This is a genomic window from Alkalihalobacillus sp. FSL W8-0930 (genome assembly GCA_037965595.1).
Lineage (GTDB): Bacteria > Bacillota > Bacilli > Bacillales > Bacillaceae_D > Alkalicoccobacillus.
In genome coordinates this window covers 2,755,765-2,776,641 of the sequence record CP150183.1, presented here as the reverse complement: position 1 = coordinate 2,776,641, position 20,877 = coordinate 2,755,765, and the positions used below count along the sequence as shown (strand labels likewise).

The 20,877-nt window shown below is 41.1% G+C and carries 16 protein-coding genes and 1 other annotated feature; of the genes, 7 read left to right on the top strand and 9 right to left on the bottom strand.

All coding sequences use genetic code 11. The features are described 5' to 3' along the window. Positions 1–41 precede the first annotated feature (41 nt). On the bottom strand, positions 42–2,195 hold the full coding sequence (locus tag NSQ54_14685; GenBank protein WYP25557.1) for a cell division FtsA domain-containing protein: 2,154 nt from the start codon (positions 2,193–2,195) through the stop codon (positions 42–44). 198 nt (positions 2,196–2,393) lie between these two features. Between NSQ54_14685 and NSQ54_14680 the strand changes: the two genes are divergently transcribed. The 3 genes from NSQ54_14680 (at position 2,394) to NSQ54_14670 (ending at position 5,473) form a co-directional block, all read left to right on the top strand. After that, complete coding sequence (locus NSQ54_14680; GenBank protein ID WYP25556.1) at positions 2,394–3,470, top strand: bifunctional 3-deoxy-7-phosphoheptulonate synthase/chorismate mutase; 1,077 nt, start codon at positions 2,394–2,396, stop codon at positions 3,468–3,470. A 276-nt stretch (positions 3,471–3,746) separates the two neighbouring features. After that, the gene (ccpA, locus tag NSQ54_14675; protein WYP25555.1) at positions 3,747–4,751 is read left to right on the top strand and encodes a catabolite control protein A; all 1,005 of its coding nucleotides are present in this window, start codon (positions 3,747–3,749) and stop codon (positions 4,749–4,751) included. A gap of 14 nt (positions 4,752–4,765) precedes the next feature. Next, the gene (locus NSQ54_14670) at positions 4,766–5,473 is read left to right on the top strand and encodes a 5'-methylthioadenosine/adenosylhomocysteine nucleosidase (GenBank protein WYP25554.1); all 708 of its coding nucleotides are present in this window, start codon (positions 4,766–4,768) and stop codon (positions 5,471–5,473) included. 56 nt (positions 5,474–5,529) lie between these two features. Here NSQ54_14670 and NSQ54_14665 read toward each other — a convergent pair whose 3' ends face one another. The 3 genes from NSQ54_14665 to NSQ54_14655 are packed head-to-tail and all read right to left on the bottom strand — an operon-like array spanning position 5,530 to position 8,009. Then, positions 5,530–6,708: an acetoin utilization protein AcuC gene (locus NSQ54_14665; GenBank protein ID WYP25553.1), complete on the bottom strand. Its 1,179-nt coding sequence runs from the start codon at positions 6,706–6,708 to the stop codon at positions 5,530–5,532. Continuing rightward, on the bottom strand, positions 6,695–7,348 hold the full coding sequence (locus NSQ54_14660) for a CBS and ACT domain-containing protein (protein WYP25552.1): 654 nt from the start codon (positions 7,346–7,348) through the stop codon (positions 6,695–6,697). The genes NSQ54_14665 and NSQ54_14660 overlap by 14 nt, the downstream gene beginning before the upstream one ends. Positions 7,349–7,376: 28 nt before the next feature. After that, the gene (locus NSQ54_14655; GenBank protein ID WYP25551.1) at positions 7,377–8,009 is read right to left on the bottom strand and encodes a GNAT family N-acetyltransferase; all 633 of its coding nucleotides are present in this window, start codon (positions 8,007–8,009) and stop codon (positions 7,377–7,379) included. Between the two features lie 182 nt (positions 8,010–8,191). Here NSQ54_14655 and acsA point away from each other — a divergent pair, with 182 nt between their 5' ends. From acsA to NSQ54_14640, 3 genes are all read left to right on the top strand, one after another. Beyond that, a complete protein-coding gene (gene acsA, locus NSQ54_14650; GenBank protein ID WYP25550.1) occupies positions 8,192–9,907 on the top strand; it encodes an acetate--CoA ligase in 1,716 nt (571 codons plus the stop codon). A gap of 386 nt (positions 9,908–10,293) precedes the next feature. Continuing rightward, entirely contained in the window at positions 10,294–10,779 is a 486-nt protein-coding gene (locus tag NSQ54_14645; GenBank protein ID WYP25549.1) for a winged helix-turn-helix domain-containing protein, read from the top strand. Then, positions 10,776–12,029, top strand: coding sequence for an MFS transporter (locus NSQ54_14640; protein ID WYP25548.1), 1,254 nt, complete (start codon positions 10,776–10,778; stop codon positions 12,027–12,029). The genes NSQ54_14645 and NSQ54_14640 overlap by 4 nt, the downstream gene beginning before the upstream one ends. 44 nt (positions 12,030–12,073) lie before the next feature. Here NSQ54_14640 and NSQ54_14635 read toward each other — a convergent pair whose 3' ends face one another. The 4 genes from NSQ54_14635 to NSQ54_14620 all read right to left on the bottom strand — a co-directional run bounded on the left by NSQ54_14635 (position 12,074) and on the right by NSQ54_14620 (position 18,163). After that, a complete protein-coding gene (locus NSQ54_14635) occupies positions 12,074–12,919 on the bottom strand; it encodes an AraC family transcriptional regulator (protein ID WYP25547.1) in 846 nt (281 codons plus the stop codon). 5 nt (positions 12,920–12,924) lie between these two features. Further along, entirely contained in the window at positions 12,925–14,007 is a 1,083-nt protein-coding gene (locus tag NSQ54_14630; GenBank protein ID WYP25546.1) for a Gfo/Idh/MocA family oxidoreductase, read from the bottom strand. 12 nt (positions 14,008–14,019) lie between these two features. Further along, the gene (locus NSQ54_14625) at positions 14,020–15,186 is read right to left on the bottom strand and encodes a Gfo/Idh/MocA family oxidoreductase (protein WYP25545.1); all 1,167 of its coding nucleotides are present in this window, start codon (positions 15,184–15,186) and stop codon (positions 14,020–14,022) included. A gap of 157 nt (positions 15,187–15,343) precedes the next feature. Beyond that, the gene (locus NSQ54_14620) at positions 15,344–18,163 is read right to left on the bottom strand and encodes a transglycosylase domain-containing protein (protein ID WYP25544.1); all 2,820 of its coding nucleotides are present in this window, start codon (positions 18,161–18,163) and stop codon (positions 15,344–15,346) included. A 131-nt stretch (positions 18,164–18,294) separates the two neighbouring features. Further along, positions 18,295–18,502, top strand: a binding site (T-box leader). Positions 18,503–18,556: 54 nt separating this feature from the next. Here NSQ54_14620 and tyrS point away from each other — a divergent pair. Further along, on the top strand, positions 18,557–19,801 hold the full coding sequence (gene tyrS / locus NSQ54_14615) for a tyrosine--tRNA ligase (protein WYP25543.1): 1,245 nt from the start codon (positions 18,557–18,559) through the stop codon (positions 19,799–19,801). A 97-nt stretch (positions 19,802–19,898) separates the two neighbouring features. Here tyrS and rpsD read toward each other — a convergent pair whose 3' ends face one another. Beyond that, entirely contained in the window at positions 19,899–20,501 is a 603-nt protein-coding gene (rpsD, locus tag NSQ54_14610) for a 30S ribosomal protein S4 (GenBank protein WYP25542.1), read from the bottom strand. Positions 20,502–20,877: the final 376 nt, after the last annotated feature.

Below are 20,877 nucleotides of genomic sequence, written 5' to 3'. Positions count from 1 at the left end.
GCGAACTCCTTAACTGAGGAGATTCGCCTTTTTTCTATCAATCAGTTCGTTATTTTTGTAAATGCAAGCTCAATTTTATCTCCATGCTGTAAGCCACTCGTAAAATCTACGGGCTTATTGTTGCAAAGCAGTGTAAATGTATGATTTGAAGTAGGAATTGTAATATCTGTTACTGCAAATAAATCTTGAACGATAAAGGGGTTGACCTCTATTTCTTTCGTAATAAACGTATCCATAGAGTTCAGGGTCATATCAGTTGTCACTCTCATACCCTCCTGATAGAGCTCTACCGTTTCTTTTGTTAGCTGTATCACTTCTTCATTAAACGTAACCGTAATTGATTGCTCTACATTTCCAAGTTGATGAATTAAGTCTGCGACCGTCACGTCAGGTTTTGCATCATGTGGAACAGAAATTGTAAGGTGATCACCTTCAGACAACTTTTGGTCAAAAGAAACAGGACGATGGTTTAACAGTAAGGTAGACTCTTGATTTTGTACAAACATACTTTGTTGATTGACTGTGACTTGCACAACTTTAAAGAATACAGGGTTGATTTTCATATGAGTAAGTACGTCTTGTACAGTTATTTTGTTTTGAATGTTGACTTCATCACGATCTTGTAAAATGGCTGAACGATCTGATCGCTGACCATTTTTAAATAAAGCAAACGTAAACTCTGTTTTTTCTCCATTCACATAGCAAGTTAACTGTGACGATTCCTCAATAACCTCACCTAATGTTACATGGGGTGGAGAACCATCTTCTCCTTTTTCAATGACGATGGTATCTCCTTCTTTAATTGGATCAGCCAAATTCACCTTGACACCATTTTGTTTAACTACTGGCGATAAGCCGTGCTCGCCGGGAATCGAGAAAAGAGTACCATTCACTTTAATCACCATTGCAAGGCCTGGTTTCCCGTGATGCTTTAACACATCAATTCCGGCAGAGACAAGTGCATCGCCAATGGTTAATTTCTTTGCATCAAATAAGCGTAAATTTGTCTGGTTCACTTGAACTTGTACATATTGGATGGGATTACGTTTTGCAGCGATGGCAATACCAACCGGAGTGACTAATTCTGGTCCTGCTGCTTTTTCATCCAAAGAAACAAAATGTTTAATAGCATCAATGCCTCGAACAGCTACGCGATCTGTGGGCAAGCCTAAGGCGTTTGCTAACAGCTCAGGAAGAAAAGGAGTCTGACTTCCTCCGCCTACTAACATCACTGCCCGAGGTGCTTTTCCATTTAATCTCAAAATCTCATCTGCAATTTTTTGAGCCAGCTCCCCAATAGCAGGTTTAATCGATTCAAATAACTCCGTACTTGTGTATTCAGTTGTTAACCCTAATATATCCGTCAGTTGAATTTTATCCGTTTCAAGTGACATTCGTTTAGTTGATTCTGCTTCAGGGAAGTCAAGTAAGTATTCATCACTAAGAGCCTCTGTAATTTCATCACCTGCTGTAGGAACCATTCCATACGCTTGAACAGTACCATCAGCTGTTAAAGCAATATCGGAGGTGCCAGCACCAATATCGACAAGTGCCACATTAAGTCTTCTCATAGAAGTAGGAATCAACACATCGATGGCGGCGATTGGTTCTAGTGTTAACGCTTCTAAGCTTAATCCAACTTCATGAAGAGCTTGAAGTAAAGATTCGACAACAACCTTGGGTAGGAATGTAGCAATTACTTCAATTTCGGCTTCTTTCCCTGCCTGTTGTAGCAAGCTTCCTATTGGTGTTCCATCTAATCTATATTCTAATACAGAGTACCCAACGCAATCGTATCGAGCGGCAGAGGTATGATCTGATTCGAGTGCTAATTGATATTGAGCTTGAGTAACCGCACTGAGCTCAAGTTGTGTTAATTCTTCCTTTGTATGTAAGGGATGTTCATCGAGTAAAACGGAATAAGTTGCTCGTTTTGTGAGGAGTGAGCGACCAGCAGCCGCTACACATGCTTTTTTAAGAGGACCATGTCTATCTTCTAAACGTTCTTTGACCATTTGTATGACTGCTGCAACAGCAGGAATATTATGTATCTGTCCATCTAACATCGAGCGCTCCTGATGCTCAATGATTTCCATATCAATTAACGTATGCTGATCCCCTTGCTTTTGTAAGAGAAGACCAACTACTGAGCGAGTGCCAATATCCAAAGCAAATAAAGTTTGCGAAGCGTCCATTTCATCACCTGTTACCTTTCTGTTATGCTGTTTCTATTTTACTAGAATTAACATGGAAAGGGTATATCAAAATCACAGAAACGCTTTAGTGCTTAAAAGCGTCTAAGAAATAAAGAGAAATGTCGTGACATTCAAGGATATATCATTTATAATAAAAGTAAGTTAAAGAGAACTTATTTTTTGTGAGGAGTGGAGAGTATGAGTAATGAACAACTAGAACAATTACGTTCTGAACTTGATGACGTCAATCTAAAGCTATTGTCTTTAATAAATGAGCGCGCTGGCTTAGTCCAAAAAATTGGATCAGTGAAACGCGAATCTGGAGTGAATCGTTTTGATCCAGTTCGTGAGCGTAAAATGCTTGATCATATTGCTGAGCATAACGAGGGACCATTTGAAACAAGTACGCTTCAACACTTATTCAAGCAAATCTTCAAAGCTGGTCTTGAACTTCAAGAAGAAGATAACTCTAAAGCCTTGCTTGTTTCAAGAAAGAGACAAAAGGAAAACACAATTGTTGATCTTAAAGGTGAAACAATTGGAGACGGCCAGCAACGTCTTGTTATGGGACCTTGTGCAGTTGAAAGCTATGAGCAAGTAACAGCTGTTGCCAAAGCAATGAAAGAGCGTGGCTTAAAGCTTCTTCGTGGCGGAGCGTTCAAACCAAGAACATCTCCATACGACTTCCAGGGACTTGGACTTGAAGGCCTACAGATCTTAAAGCGCGTAGCCGAAGAGCAAGATATGGTTGTTATTAGTGAGATTGTTAGCCCATCTGACATTGAAATGGCGCTTGATTATGTAGATGTGATTCAAATTGGTGCACGTAACATGCAGAACTTTGAGCTTCTTAAAGCAGCAGGTTCTGTGAACAAGCCGGTTCTATTAAAACGCGGTTTGTCTGCAACAATTGAAGAGTTCATCCATGCAGCCGAGTACATTGTTTCTAAAGGAAACAGTCAAATCATGCTTTGCGAACGCGGAATTCGTACGTATGAAAAAGCAACTCGTAACACGCTAGATATCTCAGCTGTACCAATCCTGAAGCAAGAAACACACTTACCTGTGCTTGTAGATGTTACACACTCTACAGGTAGAAGAGATCTACTTCTTCCAACAGCAAAAGCTGCTCTAGCAATTGGTGCTGATGCAGTAATGGCAGAAGTACACCCGGATCCGGCTGTTGCGCTTTCTGACTCTGCACAACAAATGGACATCCCAACCTTTAACACATTTATTGATGAATTGACAGCATCTGGCTTGTACAAGAATTAATAAATTTATTAAAGCAGCCCCTTCTATTGAAGTGGGTTGCTTTTCCTATGTTTGAAGATTAAAATGGATTGATGAGCTTTTTTGGTAAAAGGAAGCATATTAAATAGTGCCTACGGGAATAACTGTAGTATTATATGAAAACGTTCGATGACTAAGAATAACGAAGAATTATCGGATAGTGTCGAATAAATGCGAAAGACATTGCGGAAGCCTGTTTTGTAGCGTATGATAACAATACAAAATGAGGACATAAGCATGTTTATGAGGAGGATCAATGTGAATACAACGATTTATGATGTAGCAAGAGAAGCTGGCGTATCTATGGCAACTGTATCACGAGTTGTAAACGGAAACCCCAACGTGAAACCTACAACTAGAAAAAAAGTACTAGAGGCCATTGAACAGCTTGGATATCGACCGAATGCAGTAGCACGTGGTCTAGCAAGTAAGCGTACAACAACTGTTGGAGTAATCATCCCTGATATTTCCAGTATCTTCTTCTCAGAATTAGCACGAGGAATTGAAGATATTGCAACAATGTACAAATACAATATCATTCTTTGTAACTCAGACCAAAACAAAGAAAAAGAAATTCATCTTATTAATACGCTTTTAGAGAAGCAAGTAGATGGAATTGTGTATATGGGTGGGGAAATTACAGAAGAACACGCTGCACAGTTTAAGCGTTCACCTGTACCAATTGTACTTGCAGCAACGCTTGATCAAGAAAAGGATTTCCCTTCTGTAAACATTGACTACAAGCAAGCAGCTGAAGACGCGGTAACGACTTTAATTGAAAAAGGGCACACTCGTATTGGTATGCTTAGCGGATCACTTGATGACCCGATTAATGGATTCCAAAAATTCGCTGGCTATCGTTCCGCAATCGAGAAAAAGAATCTAGAATTTGATGAGAACCTAATCGTACTAGGTGATTATACATACGATTCTGGAATTGAAGCGATGGATACCTTTACTAGTATGCAGGACAAGCCTACAGCTATTTTCGCTTCATCTGATGAAATGGCTCTTGGTGTCATTCATGGTGCTCAAGATAAAGGGTTTAATGTACCAGGTGATTTTGATGTCATTGGTTTCGATAACACTCGTCTATCCGTTATGGTCCGTCCGACATTAACGACAGTTGTCCAACCGATGTATGATATCGGTGCCGTATCGATGCGTCTGTTAACAAAGTTTATGAACAAAGAAGAGGTAACAGATCATACGGTTCAGCTTCCACACCGTATTGAATTTAGACAGTCAACAAAGAACGATTAAGGTTGGTGAACACGTTGGCTACTAGAATAGGGTTAATTGGAGCAATGGCGGAGGAAATTGCTCAGTTGCGAGCAGATTTGAAAGCAGAGCAGATCGAAGTACATGCAGGTATTACGTTTTATCTTGGCACGATTCAAGGCTGTTCTGTGGTCCTATGTCAATCGGGTGTTGGTAAAGTGAATGCGGCTGTTACCACTCAGCTTTTAGCTGATCGTTTTCAAGTCACACATCTTGTTTTTACTGGTATTGCTGGGGCTTTAGAAGAACAGCTTAATGTTTGTGACGTAGTTATTTCTGAGGATGCGATCCAGCATGATATGGATGCAACCGCGCTAGGGTTTGAAAAAGGGCAAATTCCGATGCAATCCACCCCATCTTTATTCCAAGCGGACCAGGATTTAGTTCACTTGGCGCATCAAGCAGCCACGCGTGTTCTTTCTTGCCAAGTCAAAAAAGGACGCGTTTTAAGTGGGGATCAGTTTATTGCAGATGTTGAGCTTTCCAATAAGTTGAAGGAAGACTTTAATGGGAGCTGCGTAGAGATGGAAGGAGCTTCTGTAGCTCAAGTAGCGAGTATGAATGATATTCCTTTTGTAATTATTCGAGCAATCTCTGATAAGGCGAACGAAGAAGCAACCATGAGCTTTACGGATTTTACGAAGCTTGCTAGTGAACAGTCCTACAAACTCGTTTCAGAAATGCTACGTTCATGTAACAACTAGCATCTCATACAAACAGCGAACCTCCCATCTAATGGAAGGTTCGCTGTTTTTCTGTGTTAAGATTTACGTCGCGCTTTCTCATTTCGTATTGAAAACAGTGCTTTTTCAACAGTCTGCTGATTTCTTGCAGTAATAATTGGTTTTCTTGGGATCATCGGAAACATGGATTGTTCGTCATGCCAGCTTGTTGGTAGCGTAACGTCAGACTCACGTTTCCATCGGTCGATCCAATCTGTAGGGATAGGCTGATCCAGTACGTGCGTTTGATCTGTCATCTCTAACCAGATGGACCCCCATGCACGAGGAACCACGCGCCAGTGATCATACCCGCCTCCACCTACTGCAACCCACCGGCCCTCACAATACTCATGAGCCAATTCATGCGCAAGCTTAGGAATAAAGTGAAAGCTTTTAAGCGATGTATGCAAATGAGTGAGGGGATCAAGATAATGTGAATCTGCTCCATTTACCGTAAGAATTAAGTCAGGTTTAAAGAATTCAACGGCTTCACGAAAAGCAGTCTCATAGCTAGCTATAAACGAGTCATCCTCTGTAAAGGCTTCCAAAGGGATGTTCAGCTTAAAGCCATAGCCATTTCCGGCACCTTTTTCCGCAATGCTACCGGTACCTGGAAAAAGGTAACGACCCGTTTCATGGATGCTTAAGGTAAATACGTCAGGGTCATCATAGAAGGACCACTGCACACCATCACCGTGGTGTGCATCCGTATCCACGTAAAGCACTCGTGCCTGATAATTTTGCTTTAAGTACTCTATAGCAATCGCAGAATCATTATAGATACAGAAGCCGGACGCCTTGCCCTTGAAACCATGATGTAAGCCACCACCTAAGTGCAACGCATGGGTATACTCTCCGTTCATGACCGCATCAACGGCTGCTAGCGTACCACCTACTAAGTATGAAGCTGCATCATGCATCCCTGCAAAAAGCGGAGTATCATCCGTTCCTAGCCCATAGTTTCGCGCCTTATCAGCACTTAACTGATTCATCCCTGCAAGCTTAACCGCTTCAATATAGGCTGAATCATGAACCAAGGCTAACTCCTCTTCTGTAGCTTTTCGTGGCTCAATGATGCTTGTATGATCTAAGCAACTGGATGCTTCGAGTAATTCCTTTGTTAATGTAAGCCTTCGAGGATTAAATGGATGCTTATCATGAAAGTGATAAGCGTGCTCCTCGTGGGAATAAACATAGCAAGCATCAGCTTTCTTCATATGAATCTCCATTGAGTTGTGGACCACGTACCGTAAAACCAGCTTTTTCAATCGCTGAGATCACTTGTCTAGCATCAATTGTCTGAGCACGGAAAAGAAGTGTTTTTGTTTGTTCTTGTTCAGATGGGTAAACCATTACACTATGAATGTTAATACCTAGCTCTTTAAAAATGTGAGCAAGATCTGCTAACTGACCTGGACTATTGTTCACTTCTACATCAATCTGAGTGCTTGGCTGATCTGCACCCATAAACTCAACTAGAGTATGAAGCAGCTCTGTTTCGGTTACCATCCCAATAAGCCGTTCATCTTCAGTAATAGGCAGACAACCAATATGATATAAATAAAACACAGACGCAACTTCTTGAATGAGATCTTCCGGTTCTGCCGTAATAATATGTGTCGACATCAGGGAAGATACAGGTTTAAGTAAGTCCTGGTCATCTGAATCTTTTGCAAAAATAGAAGGTCTAGCATCACGAATATCTCGATCTGATACAATCCCTTGTATGTGACCTTGCTCATTAACGATAGGGATATGTCTGATTCGATTCTTTTCAAGTAAATGAAGCGCTTCCTTAATTGTGTTTGTTTCAGATAAAGTCACAACATCACGCTTCATAATATCTCTTACTTTCATGTGAACAAGACTCCTTTGCCTAAGTTAATTAATACATAAATCGATTGTGGAATCGCAGTTGGTCAAATTGTTGAACAGATTCTTGTCCAACATTCGCACCAATTCGAGCCATAAGACAATTGGCAGGATGTGAACTGATCTCAGGATCGTCTGTAGCAAACCAGACAAGGTCACCGGCACCCATCATTTTTTCCATCACTTTTCGATATTCCCATACATCTAACCCGCTACCTTTTAAGTCCCAATGCCAATAGTACTCGGTTGTAATGATAATATAATTTTCCATTTCTGAATCGAGCATTGAGAGCGAGACAAGGTTTTTACCAGCGGAAACCCCGCGATATGCGGGAGCGATTTCTATGGCTCCAAGTTCTAATAGATTCTCCATGTTTCCTTCTGACCAGCGTTCCATTGGATCGGGGTAAAGGAATGTAACATATCCAACAACGGTGTGATCATCAACAACAACGTTAATCCGCCCCTCAGGTAACTCTGCAATTTCAAGCAATGCTTCTTTTTGCTGCTTAGGTGGTCGAAACGAGTTGAGATCTTCGTGAAATCCATAAGACTCAAGCGTATCCTTTGAGATAGGACCTTCAATTAATAGATTCTTATCTTGAAACGAAATCAGTCTAGAATGATACGTTTTTATATGATTCATGTTTGTTCACTCACCTTTTAAGGCTGATACGTTCATTATACACAATTCTAACATGCATCGAGTGAATGAACGAATATTATGAACAGTTTTTTTATTAAAATTGTAAACCCTTACTTTCTATTTGTGTATTTGAAAAACGTATATTATACTAATGTTAATTCATTACAGAAAGGAAGAGATATATGAAATTGCAAGCGCTTCCACCTGAAAACGGGCATTTTAATCTAGAAAACTATGATAAAGAATACGAGTCGTTTGATTGGAGTCAGGTTGAAAAAGAGTTCTCTTGGCATACCTCTGGGAAAGTAAATCTAGCTTACGAAGCAATCGATCGCTTTGCTGAAGGAGACAAGGCTGAAAAGGCAGCGTTACTTTATAGTGACCAAAAGCGAGACGAATCGTATACATTTAAGGAAATGAAAGCTTATTCAAACAAAGCAGGAAATGTGTTAAAGGAAGCAGGGGTAAAGAAAGGCGATCGAGTATTCATCTTTATGCCACGTTCTCCGGAATTGTACTTTGCTCTGTTTGGAGCAATTAAGCTAGGTGCCATTGTAGGTCCTTTGTTTGAAGCATTTATGGAAGGAGCAGTCAGAGACCGTCTTGAGGATAGTGGGGCAAAAGTTTTGGTGACGACTCCGGCCTTAATGGAGCGAGTTCCATTTGAAGACTTGCCAGATTTGAAAAAAGTATTAATTGTTGCTGATGAATATGAGGCATCTGGGAACTATATTCATTTTAATTCAAAGCTAGAGCAGGCATCTGATAAGCTTTCAATTGAATGGGTTGACCGCGAGGATGGCTTAATTCTGCATTATACATCTGGCTCAACTGGAAAACCCAAAGGCGTTCTCCATGTACACAATGCAATGCTACAACACTATCAAACAGCTAAATGGGTACTAGACTTAAAAGAAGATGACATCTATTGGTGCACAGCGGATCCAGGCTGGGTTACAGGTACATCTTATGGAATCTTTGCCCCATGGCTTGCAGGAGTGACTAATGTCATTCGCGGAGGACGCTTCAGTCCAACGGATTGGTATGAGACGCTTGAGAAGAATAAAGTAACCGTTTGGTATAGTGCACCGACTGCATTTAGAATGTTGATGAGTGCAGGAGACGAAGTAGTGAAGAAGTATGATTTGTCGGCTCTTCGTCATGTACTAAGTGTGGGTGAGCCACTAAATCCTGAAGTCATTCGTTGGGGTTCTAAAGTGTTCAACAAACGCATTCACGATACGTGGTGGATGACAGAAACGGGTGCTCAGCTTATTTGTAACTATCCATCTGTTGAAATCCGTCCAGGCTCAATGGGCAAACCAATTCCTGGGGTGCAAGCCGCAATCATTGATGATCGTGGAAAAGAACTTCCACCTAATCGAATGGGGAACCTGGCTATTCGCAAAGGCTGGCCGTCAATGATGAGAGAAATTTGGAACAACCCACAAAAGTATAACAGCTACTTTGAGCTTGAAGGCTGGTATATATCTGGTGATTCAGCTTATCAGGACGAAGATGGATACTTCTGGTTCCAAGGACGAATTGATGATGTCATTATGACTTCCGGTGAACGAGTGGGACCATTTGAAGTAGAAAGTAAACTAATCGAACATCCAGCCATTGCAGAAGCGGGAGTCATTGGTAAACCAGACCCTGTGCGCGGTGAAATCATTAAAGCATTCGTTTCACTAAGAGAGGGATACGAAATCTCTGATGAATTAAAAGAAGAGATTCGTGTATTCGTTAAAGAAGGATTATCTGCTCATGCCGCTCCTCGTGAAATTGAGTTCCGCAAAGGACTTCCTAAAACAAGAAGTGGGAAAATCATGCGTCGCGTGTTAAAGGCATGGGAGCTTGATTTGCCAACGGGTGATTTATCAACAATGGAAGATTAATTGTATCGGTAGAGGCTGGGACATAACTAAAGATCAACACTTAAAAATGGCGAATGATTCTACAATCGAATCATTCGCCATTTGTTTTTAACAAAACAAGCGGAAGGAGAACCCGAGACTCCTACGGAACAGAACGCGGTGAAGACACTGTAGCGGTGCCCTTTCCGCGAAAGGGGCTGAGGCCGTTCCCGCAGGTGCGAGGGATTATCCAGTAGCGGAATTGGTGCTATGTTCATGTTTGACTATTCATAATAAAGTTATGTACTAGCCTTTTCTTCATTTTAAAAAAACACTTGCGATTTAAAAAGTTAAATCGTATAATGAATCTAAATTAATGATTTGGATTATTAAATCGATTAACAAATACAAATTAAGAGGTGAATGTAATGGACGATCAAGAATTTATGAAAGTCACATTAAAGCAGCAAAAGGTTATTTCAGATCCTCTGCGCTCTCGGATTATTGCGCTACTTCATGAAAAGCCAATGACACCAAAGCAAACATCTGTGGAACTCGGCAAAAATGCAGGAACCATTTACTATCATATTCAGCAGCTTTATAAACATGGAATTCTAGAGATCGATCATACTGAAACGAATAAGGGTGTAGTGGAAAAGTATTACCGATCGAAAGCAACTGTATTTAAGGGTCCAAAGCAGGTGACAGATGAAGATCTAGTGGAGGGGAGTCACGCTCACGTTTTATTATCGGATAAGCTAGTCACGGAATTAAATAAGGATATAAGAGAGCTTTATCTGAAGTACGGCAAAAAATCCTTTGAGGAAAGTAAAGATGATTCAGTTCAACAAAAGCCTTACATGATTGAGTTTAACATGAGGAAATTTGAACAAGAAGGAGGAGAAGAAGAGTGAAATCTTTTGTGAGAGAACGTAACTTTCTGATCTTTCTGACGGGCATATTAATTAATGGTGTGGGGGGAGGGGTTTATGCAGTTTCCGGAATGCTTTTAGTGCTTCATTTAACAGAGAATGTTTTATTTTCAGGACTTGCGTATTTTTCAATTACTCTTGCAAGTACGCTCGCATTTCTGGTTGCTCCCTTCGCTAATTATGTGACTTATAAGAAAGGGTTAATTGTGAGTGGGTTGTTAAAATCAGCTCTTCTGTTTACGATCCCACTGTTTTATTTAACCACAGGTTTAAATGTATTCTATGTCCTCGTTCTGTTATTTACTGTTGCCCTCATTTCACAATTTACGTATCCAATTGAATCGACGATCACTCCTATTATTGTTGGTAAAGATCATATCATCAAAGCCAATTCCTTTTTACATACGATTAGAGAGGGGATGGACATTGCTTTTCTAGCTGGTGCAGGTATTCTCGTGGTTTTTGTTGGACCTGTTTACGCTATTTTCATTACAGCAAGTTGTCATCTCTTCAGTTCTATGACTTACCTATTTTTTAACTTCAAGCAACCTTCACTGCCGGAAAAAACGAATTCTTTTCCTCAACTAATGTCTGGTTATACAACCGATTTAAAAGCAGGTATTCACTATATAAAAGACTCACTAATACCAAAGATGATTGTTTCCATAGTATTTGTTAATTTGGCAATGGGTATTATGGTACCTAATTTACCTGCCTTTGCATTAATTAAAGGGGACGAAAACGAAGCCATTTACGGATTTTATCTTGCCTCTTTGTCTTTTGGATTTATGATAGGAGCCATTCTAACTCCGAAGATAAAGGAACTAGACTTTGGGCGTCTAGTCATAAGTAGTTTTAGCATAACTGGGTTGATGTGGATTGGAGCTGCCATTCTTCCTGTCATCCCGTCGATCGTGCTCTTTTGTACGGGCGCTATCTCCATTGGAGTAATTAACATCCTAATCTTTTCAGCCATTCAACAACAGGTGGAGACCTCATTTATTGGTCGCGTGATTACGGTGCTATCAAGTGCATCAGCCATTGGAGCTCCTCTTGGAGGCTTAATTGGAGGGGTGATTGGATCTGCTTTTACACCTATTGTGCCGGTTTTCATTTGCGGTGTGGCCATGATTATTTTTAGTCTAAGCTGGTTATCAAGCTCGATCTTAAGAAAGCTTCCTAAGATTGAAGAGGCTCGTCTGTTTCCAAACAATGAACTAAAAAAAGCGTGAGAAACAAAAAAAGAGTCGGACAGTGACCTTAGTCCAACTTTTTTTTATAGATCCGATACAGCCTTACGATATTGTTCGGGAGTGATTCCTGTTAGTTGTTTAAAGACCCGTGAGAAATGGGAAGGGTACTTAAACCCTGTCTGGTAGCCAAGCTCCGTGATACTGATTGATTCATCTAGCATCATATGAACCTTCGCTTGATTAATACGTTTCTGGTGAAGGTATTTGAAAATGGTTACACCAGTGATTTCTTTAAAGATCTTAGAAAGATAGTATTTGCTCAAGTGCAGCTCTTCTTCTAGTTTTTCTAAATGAAAGTCTGTATGATAGTGCGTTTCAATCAAAGAGATGATCTTTTGAACATGACGTTCTTTTTCCGTTTGCCTGAGTGTCTTCTGTGTAAATGGCTCTTGGTAGTAAGGAAAAAGAAAACTTAATAGGTCCATGAATAACAGTTGAAAACGAAACGAGGCGACCTCCGTATCCTTCTCCTTACAGGCCATCATCGACATAAGGTATTGCTCCACCTTTTGCTTCTCTTCACCGCGAAAGGACAAGTGAAGAGAAGAGAGGGATGTAAATGGGTCCACTAGTTTTTCCATATTCATCGGAGCGAGAAGGGTCTTAAAATAAGTCTGATCAAAATGAATGGTTGTTCGAACGTACGCATGGTCAGCAAAAAGCTTTGGACGATGAAGGGTTAAGCCGTTCATTAAAATTAAATCACCCGCTGCCAAATGAAAGATGCGATCTCCTACTAAGTACGTACATTTTCCTTCATGAAAATAAAATAACTCAGCTTCCTGGTGGGAATGAAATGCCACCTGATAGGTGTGATTCTGCAAGTAATTCATGGAAAGATGTGGGATGTGATACGAATCTGTATTCATCCAGGCTATTCCGACGTGTGAATGATTTCAGCTTGTTCTTGAGCAAGCAGACATAACTCAGCTGCTTTAAATGCATGTTCTTGAGTCATGGCGTTTTCTGTTCGATGGATACAATCAAGAATCAACTCTCCGAAAAACGGAAAGCCTACTTCTCCGGAAACGTGAAAATACTGTTCGCCGTCATTATTTACAAGATAGACATGATCTCCTGCCGTATCCTTGGCAACATCTATATACTTTCGAATTTCAATTGTACCTTTTGTACCGGTTAGGAACAAACGTCCATCACCCCAGACTCCTAAACCATCTGGTGTATGCCAATCCACGCGAAAGAAATGAGTTGCACCATTTCCACCAACCAGTGTTGCATCACCATAATCCTCAAGCTCAGGATATTGTTTGGATGTGTAGTTTGCTACTTTGCTGTGTAAAACTCTGGCATCTGAATTACCTGTATAATAAAGAAATTGCTCAATCTGATGACTACCGATATCACATAGGATGCCACCATATTTATCTCTCTCAAAAAACCAGTCAGGGCGACTAGGTGCATTTAAACGATGAGGTCCAAAGCCTGTCACTTGAATAACATCTCCAATCGCGCCATCCTGTACGAGCTGCCCAGCGTACACTGCTGATTCTACGTGAAGTCGCTCGCTATAATAAACCATATATTTTTGTTTGGTAGCTTGCACAACCTTTTTCGTTTCTTCAAGCTGCCCAAGCGTTGTAAATGGGGTTTTGTCGGTAAAATAGTCCTTACCATGCTGCATCACACGGTTTCCAAGGGAGCTTCGCTTACTAGGAATAGCAGCAGCGGCTACTAATTGAATCACGGGATCTTCCAGAATATCAGCTTCTGACGTGACACATTCCACCGTTGGAAACTTACTTTTAAGCGCTTTCATTTTTTCGGGATCTGGATCGTATACCTTTGTTAACGTGGCGCCTGCATCAATCAGTCCTTGACACATCCCATAAATATGACCATGATCTAAGGCCATCGCAGCAAAATGAAACGTATTTTCCTCTACCACTCGTTTTGGTTTACCCTTGGGTGCGTAGTTCATGCCATCGTTTCGGTTCATATGCTCCTCCTTTTAATGAGTGTCTTTAACGTCTAGTGATTGTTTTGATGTGTTCTTTTCAAATGTAGATTGCGCAATCTGTTCATTTAGTTTCTTAGCATATAACTCTTCATCAATTGGAAGGTCTATCCAATGATCTGTCCATGTAGACAGCTGCATCGCATTTGATAAGGTAAGGCCGATAATGCCTTCATGCCCAGGGGCAATAAGTGGCTCTCCGTGTTGAATGGCGCGGACAAAATTTTGAGTGATCCCCTCATGTGCTAAATGGAGTCCAGGTGTTGGAATCTCACATGTCCATGATTCTGGCATGCCAAATCCACCTGAATATCTTTCATTAAACGCCGTCTCTGACTCTCTTAACCGCCAAAAAGTAAGCTGATCATGCTCGATCACTATTTTTCCACGGTCGCCTGTCAGCTCAAGACGATTCGTTCCAGGCGCTTCTCCTGTTGTAGTAACGAACACAGCTGTTGCTCCATTGTCGTACTCTAAGTACGCAGTTACATCATCTTCAACTTCGATGTGGCGGTACTTTCCGAAATGACAGAAGGCCCGAATTCTCGATGGAATCATATCAGTCAGCCAGTACATGAGATCAAGTTGATGGGGGCACTGGTTAATCAACACACCACCGCCTTCACCTTCCCATGTGGCACGCCAATCACTTGAATCATAGTAGCTTTGAGAGCGATACCAATCGGTGATAATCCAATTGATACGTCGAATAGAGCCAAGCTCGTTTGAATGGATCATTTCTCTTAGCTTTTGGTACAGAGGATTCATACGTTGATTATACATCATTGAAAAAACCAATGTGTTTTTTTCGGCTTCTTCGTTCATTTCACGAACTTGTTTTGTGTAGACTCCAGCTGGTTTTTCCACAAGCACATGTAACCCATGCTGAAAGGCTGTAATCGCTAAGGAAGGATGACTGTAGTGTGGAGTCGCAATAATGACGGCATCTACTAAATCAGATTGAAAAAAAGCACTTTCGTCAGAAAATATGGTGACTTGCTCCTCGGAATATTTGTGTTCAATTTCTTTGATTCGATCTACTCGCTCCTCGAGAATCGCCGTTAACTTAGCGCCTTTAATGCGGCTCTCATACAGATAGTCTGCATGAGCACTTCCCATATTACCTATACCAATCACACCAATACGAGTTATCTCAGACATATAGACCCTCCTTTATCTGTATTACTGTTAGTGTAAAGGAATTCACCAAAACATACTTGGTTCTGATTAATGAAAGTGGAGGGACATTTATACGTGGTTGTTCTCTCTGGAATAGAAAAAGACGAGCATCACATGGATGTCTCGTCTTTTTGTTGCTTTAGTTATCGTCTGAGTCTTCATCAGAAGTATCTTCTTCATTGGTATCTTCTGAATCCTCATCATCCGCGTCTTCGTCTGAATCAGTATCTGACTCATCATCTTGTTCTGCTTCTTCATCGGCTTCGTCCTCGTCAGACCAATCACCGGCTCGAGCAATGTCAGATGCACCAGACTCGTTACCTACTGAGTCAACAGCTGTTACATAATAGGCATACGTTCCATTTCCTACACTGTAGTTTGTGGACTCATTGCCTTTTACAGATTGAACCACGTTAAAGTCATTGCTACCATTATCAGCTCGATAGATACGGTAGCCAACAATATCACTTGCATCATGTTTTGCCCAATTTAATGAGTCACCACTAAGTGATACCCCCGAAACCGTTCCTGGTGTATTCCCATTATCGGGAGCTTCTTCGTTGCTAACTACGCCACTTATTGAGTCAGGTAAATACGATGAGACATCTCCCACACCGAATAAGTCTCCTGATACAGACAATCCTCGTTCCGTAAATTCATCCGGAGTATTGCTACGAGCTTTGTAGTTTTTCCCGTTAATCGTCACATACCGTTCTGACTGTAAGTTATCAGTAGAGTTCGGTAGATAGTTTGAATTAAACAAATCTGTTGTCACAAGGTCAGCCTCTTCACACGCTTTAGAAGGGGAGGTACCTGTTAAACTACAAATTTTCTTCGCCACAATGCCCTCTGGTTGCTTAAATGATTCGGATGGAGCCATAAGCTCAGCGTCTGCTTTGTGTGCGGCATTCGCGATATTCGTCCAGATCTTCTGGTTTCGTGGTCCGTAGCGAAGGCCATTTACGGTTTGTTCAATTTGATACTCGGAGTCATAACCAATCCAGACACCAAGCGTCACATTTGGGTTGGTCGCCATAAACCAAGAGTCACGAACGTTTTGAGTTGTACCCGTTTTTCCAGCCCAATCTGCTTTAAAGTTTAGGTTACCTGGTACACTGCTTGCTGTTCCGCCGGGCTTAAGCACATCACGCATCATATCGATGGTTAGATAGGTTGTTTGAGGCGTGAAGACATCTGTTACTTTTTCTTCATGCTCGTATACCACATCTCCATCAGCTTTTTCAATTCGATCAATCATATACGATTCCACGCGTTTTCCGCCGTTCCCAAACGTAGAATACGCATTTGTATTTTCTTCAACGCTTATGTTAAGAGTTCCAAGCACGGTAGACTCATACGGAAGCTCTTCATTTGCTAAAGGAATACCTAAATTTTGAAGAGTTTCCCGAGCTTTGTCATGTGGCACCATGTTCTGTGCACGAACAGCCGGTACATTTCGAGACTGTGCAAGAGATTTTCTTGCTGATTGTAACCCTTTGTGTCCAGAATCAAAGTTCTTTACTGGCTTTCCATCTTTATACTTCATCGGTGTATCAGGTATAACAAGCCCTGGCTGGATCGCACCGATTTCCATTGCTGGAGCATAGCCAAGCAGTGGTTTCATCGTTGATCCTGTTTGTCGGTTTGCTTGAGTTGCATGGTTAAATTGCTTATCAGAGCTACCTTCCTCGCGCCCCGCGACAAAACCGATAATTGCACCCGTTTTATTTTCTTGTAGAACAGCTCCGACTTCTTCGATTTCACCTTTTTTCTCAGGACCAAAGAGGCTGTCATCCTTCACTGCTTTTTGCATCTCATCATACACATCTTGGTTGATCGTTGTATGAATCCGATAGCCGTTACTAGAAAGCTCATTTGAAGCCGCCTGGTAGTAAGCATCAAGTGTTTCAGCTCGCTTTGCATCACTCATCTCGTCAAGGTTCACTTCATCTTCTTTCATTTTTGCCTCAACGACAATTGGCGTTGCTCTTCTCATGACTTCATATGTCAGGTAATGATATTTCTCCGTGATAGGAGGTGTAGGGTCTGTGAAATCGCCTGCAATATCATAGTCTAACGCCTCTTGTAATTCTTCATCAGAAATGTAACCTTCTGAATTCATTCGAGTAAGAACAGTATTCATCCGATTTAATGCAGGATCAAGCGATTCTTTTACTTCACCCGTTGAAGTAAATGGCGTGTATCCGAATGGACTTTGAGGAAGTCCGGCAATAAAGGCTGACTGTGCTAAGTTTAAATCCTTCGCATCGACACCAAAAATCCCAGTCGCTGCAGATTGCACACCCGCTATTTGATTTCCTGATGCATTGCGTCCAAATGGAACAACATTTAGATAAGCCTCTAAAATATCTTCCTTACTCATAAAGTGCTCTAGACGCATAGCGAGTAAGATTTCCGTTGCTTTTCGATCAAAGGAAACCTCGCTTGATAAAATTTGCTGTTTAATTAACTGTTGAGTTAACGTACTTCCCCCTGTTTGGGTTGAAGCATTTGCAAATTCTTGATATGTAGCACGGAATATAGCCTTAGGCACAATCCCTTCGTGCTCATAAAAGTATTCATCTTCTGTTGCAACAATGGCCTGCTTAACATAATCTGATATGTCATCTAAGGCCACTTCATGACGCTCTAAATCTGACGGTAACTCACCCATGTAGGTGTCACCAGCAAAAAAGACCTGACTGGTTTCTTCATAATTATGAATTTTAGTCGTCATCTCTTCTGCATTCTGCAATGGTTCATCTTTTACTAATGAAGCAAAGTAACCTGCTGCAGTACCCCCAACAAAAAAGAGTGACATCAATCCGAAAATAATAAAAAGCAAGAATAGGTTCCAAAATACTTGATAAGTAATGCCTACTTTGCGGAATAATTGAATATCATCTAGTTTTTTATATAGTAGGTGTATTCTCTCTTTCAAACGAGAAAACATGGACATAACATACCTCCCTAAATAATCAGAAACAGTATAGCATAGGTTAAGATGAGATGAAATGCTATCAGAGAAGGTTTCTCTTATTTATTGACTATGTCATCTGTTTGTGTTAAAACTGTAACAATTGAATGAAATCACAAGCGCGGAAGGGTCGGAGTATTTCAGTACACATCGATTAAAGAGAGCTGGCGGTAGGTGCAAGCCAGTACGAGATGCTGAAAGAATTACAGCCTGGAGCTTTTTCTTTGTGTAGAAGCAAAGAACGGTGAATGCCGTTATAGACTGAGTGGGAAAGCACATGCTTTTCAACAAGGGTGGTACCGCGATAACCTCGTCCCTTTTTTAGGAGACGGGTTTTTTTGTGTGCAAAAAGAGATTAATCGGAGGTTGAATGGTATGGCTGAGTCCAAGAGAGAGTTAACCGCAGAGCAAAAGCAGTTAGTCGAAACACAAGTGAAGGAATTAATGCGTGGGGTCGTTGAAATTGCGCCAGAGCACGCGTTTAAGGAGAAGATCGAACAATCAGTAGCAACAGGTGTCCCGCTCAAAATTAAGCTTGGGATGGACCCTTCTGCACCAGACGTGCACATTGGTCACACGGTTGTCTTGCACAAGCTGCGTCAGTTCCAGGAATATGGTCATGAAATTCAGCTGTTAATTGGTGACTTTACTGGTCGAATCGGAGATCCAACTGGAAAGTCTGAAACAAGAAAAGCGTTAACAAACGAACAAGTAATGGAAAATGCCAGAACCTATGTAGAACAGTACAGTAAAGTGCTTGATATGGATAAAGTCACTCTTATGTATAACTCCGAGTGGTTAAAAGCCTTAAACTTTGAAGATGTCATCAAGCTTGCAAGTAACTTAACGGTTGCTCGCTTGTTAGAACGTGATGACTTTGAAAAACGCTACAAATCTCAGCAACCAATCTCAATCCATGAATTTTTCTACCCATTAATGCAAGGATACGATTCAGTTGCGATGAAGTCTGATATCGAAGTAGGAGGAACAGATCAGAAGTTCAACCTACTTATGGGACGTCAGCTTCAAGAAGCGTACGGACAAGAAAAGCAAGTCGCGATGACGCTTCCATTAATTGAAGGACTTGATGGCGTACGAAAAATGTCTAAGTCTCTAAACAACTACATCGGAATTGACGAGGCACCAAACGAAATCTTTGGTAAATCAATGTCGATCCCTGATGAACTAATGGTGAAATACTTTAGACTAGCAACCGATCTTCCATTAGAAGAAGTAGACATCCTAGAGAAAGGCCTAGAAGATGGTTCCATTCACCCGCGTGATGCCAAAATGAACCTTGGGAGCAAGCTTGTTGAAATGTACCACGGACAAGAAGCAGCCAAAGAAGCTAGAAGCTACTTTGAAACCGTGTTCCAAAAGAATGCATTACCAGACGATATGCCCGTTGTGAAATGGGAAAAAGACGCACAAATTGGTATCATCGATCTAGTAGTAGAACTTGGACTCCTTCCATCAAAAGGAGAAGCTCGTCGTATGATTCAAAACGGTGGCGTGAAGATGAACGAAGAGAAAGTTACTGACATTAAGACGGAAGTTACCATTACTGATGGATTAATCGTGCAAGTTGGGAAGCGTAAGTTTGTGAAGATTACGCTGTAAGAATAGTGTGAGAGAGGCAGCAACCTGATGAGGGTTGCTGTTTTTAGTATAAAAAAACCTCAACTTGTTGAATAACAAGTCGAGGTTTTTTAGCAGCTTAACGAGAGTAGAACTCAACGATAAGAGCTTCAGTGATTTCAGCAGGAAGTTCAGTGCGCTCTGGAAGACGAGTGAACGTACCTTCAAGTTTTTCTGCGTCAAATGTTACGTAAGCTGGTACGAAGTTGTTTACTTCGATTGCTTCTTTAACAGCAGATAGGTTTTGTGAAGTTTCACGAAGACCAATTTGTTGACCTGGTGTTACGCGGTATGAAGGAATATCAACGCGCTTACCATCAACAGTAACGTGACCGTGGTTAACTAGTTGACGAGCTGCACGACGAGTGCGAGCAAGACCTAGACGGTACACAAGGTTATCTAAACGAGACTCAAGTAAGACCATGAAGTTCTCACCGTGGATTCCGTTCATTTTACCAGCAATATCAAATGTGCGACGGAATTGACGCTCATTTACTCCGTACATGTGACGAAGCTTTTGCTTTTCTTGTAATTGTAATCCGTACTCAGAAAGTTTCTTTCTTTGGTTTGGACCGTGTTGACCTGGAGCGTAAGGACGCTTTTCTAATTCTTTACCTGTTCCTGTAAGTGAAATCCCAAGACGACGGGATAACTTCCAAGATGGACCTGTATAACGTGACATAAGGTGAATCCTCCTGTTATTTTGAATGTTGCAAAATAACAACCTCGTGGCAATCTCCTAGACTAGACGTTCTATTTTCATGCACCTTCGCTTCGACAGCAGGAAGTTACGCGGTACACCTCAAATACGCAGCCGCTTCGAGGAATAGAATCAATCTATACTAAGCTTACCTTGGCTGTCTCATTTCACACAAACTTGATTATATCTAGATTCGGGTAAGAAGTCAATGACTGAATGAGGAGATGCCTCACTATATGAGAAAATAGTCATAGCAATTTGGAAGGTATTACATTATAATCAATCTATATTCTCACTAAATATTTAAACTATTTCCGTTTTTCATCTAAAAAGTTGTGTTTAAACAAATGATACGGGT

Bases quoted from the DNA above. Each gene is read 5' to 3' on its own strand.
- NSQ54_14685 (WYP25557.1), bottom strand. From the start codon at position 2,195: ATGGACGCTTCGCAAACTTTATTTGCTTTGGATATTGGCACTCGCTCA.
- acsA (WYP25550.1), top strand. From the start codon at position 8,192: ATGAAATTGCAAGCGCTTCCACCTGAAAACGGGCATTTTAATCTAGAA.
- NSQ54_14645 (WYP25549.1), top strand. From the start codon at position 10,294: ATGGACGATCAAGAATTTATGAAAGTCACATTAAAGCAGCAAAAGGTT.
- NSQ54_14655 (WYP25551.1), bottom strand. From the start codon at position 8,009: ATGAATCATATAAAAACGTATCATTCTAGACTGATTTCGTTTCAAGAT.
- NSQ54_14680 (WYP25556.1), top strand. From the start codon at position 2,394: ATGAGTAATGAACAACTAGAACAATTACGTTCTGAACTTGATGACGTC.
- NSQ54_14625 (WYP25545.1), bottom strand. From the start codon at position 15,186: ATGTCTGAGATAACTCGTATTGGTGTGATTGGTATAGGTAATATGGGA.
- NSQ54_14665 (WYP25553.1), bottom strand. From the start codon at position 6,708: ATGAAGAAAGCTGATGCTTGCTATGTTTATTCCCACGAGGAGCACGCT.
- NSQ54_14660 (WYP25552.1), bottom strand. From the start codon at position 7,348: ATGAAAGTAAGAGATATTATGAAGCGTGATGTTGTGACTTTATCTGAA.
- NSQ54_14630 (WYP25546.1), bottom strand. From the start codon at position 14,007: ATGAACCGAAACGATGGCATGAACTACGCACCCAAGGGTAAACCAAAA.
- tyrS (WYP25543.1), top strand. From the start codon at position 18,557: ATGGCTGAGTCCAAGAGAGAGTTAACCGCAGAGCAAAAGCAGTTAGTC.
- NSQ54_14620 (WYP25544.1), bottom strand. From the start codon at position 18,163: ATGTCCATGTTTTCTCGTTTGAAAGAGAGAATACACCTACTATATAAA.
- rpsD (WYP25542.1), bottom strand. From the start codon at position 20,501: ATGTCACGTTATACAGGTCCATCTTGGAAGTTATCCCGTCGTCTTGGG.
- NSQ54_14635 (WYP25547.1), bottom strand. From the start codon at position 12,919: ATGAATACAGATTCGTATCACATCCCACATCTTTCCATGAATTACTTG.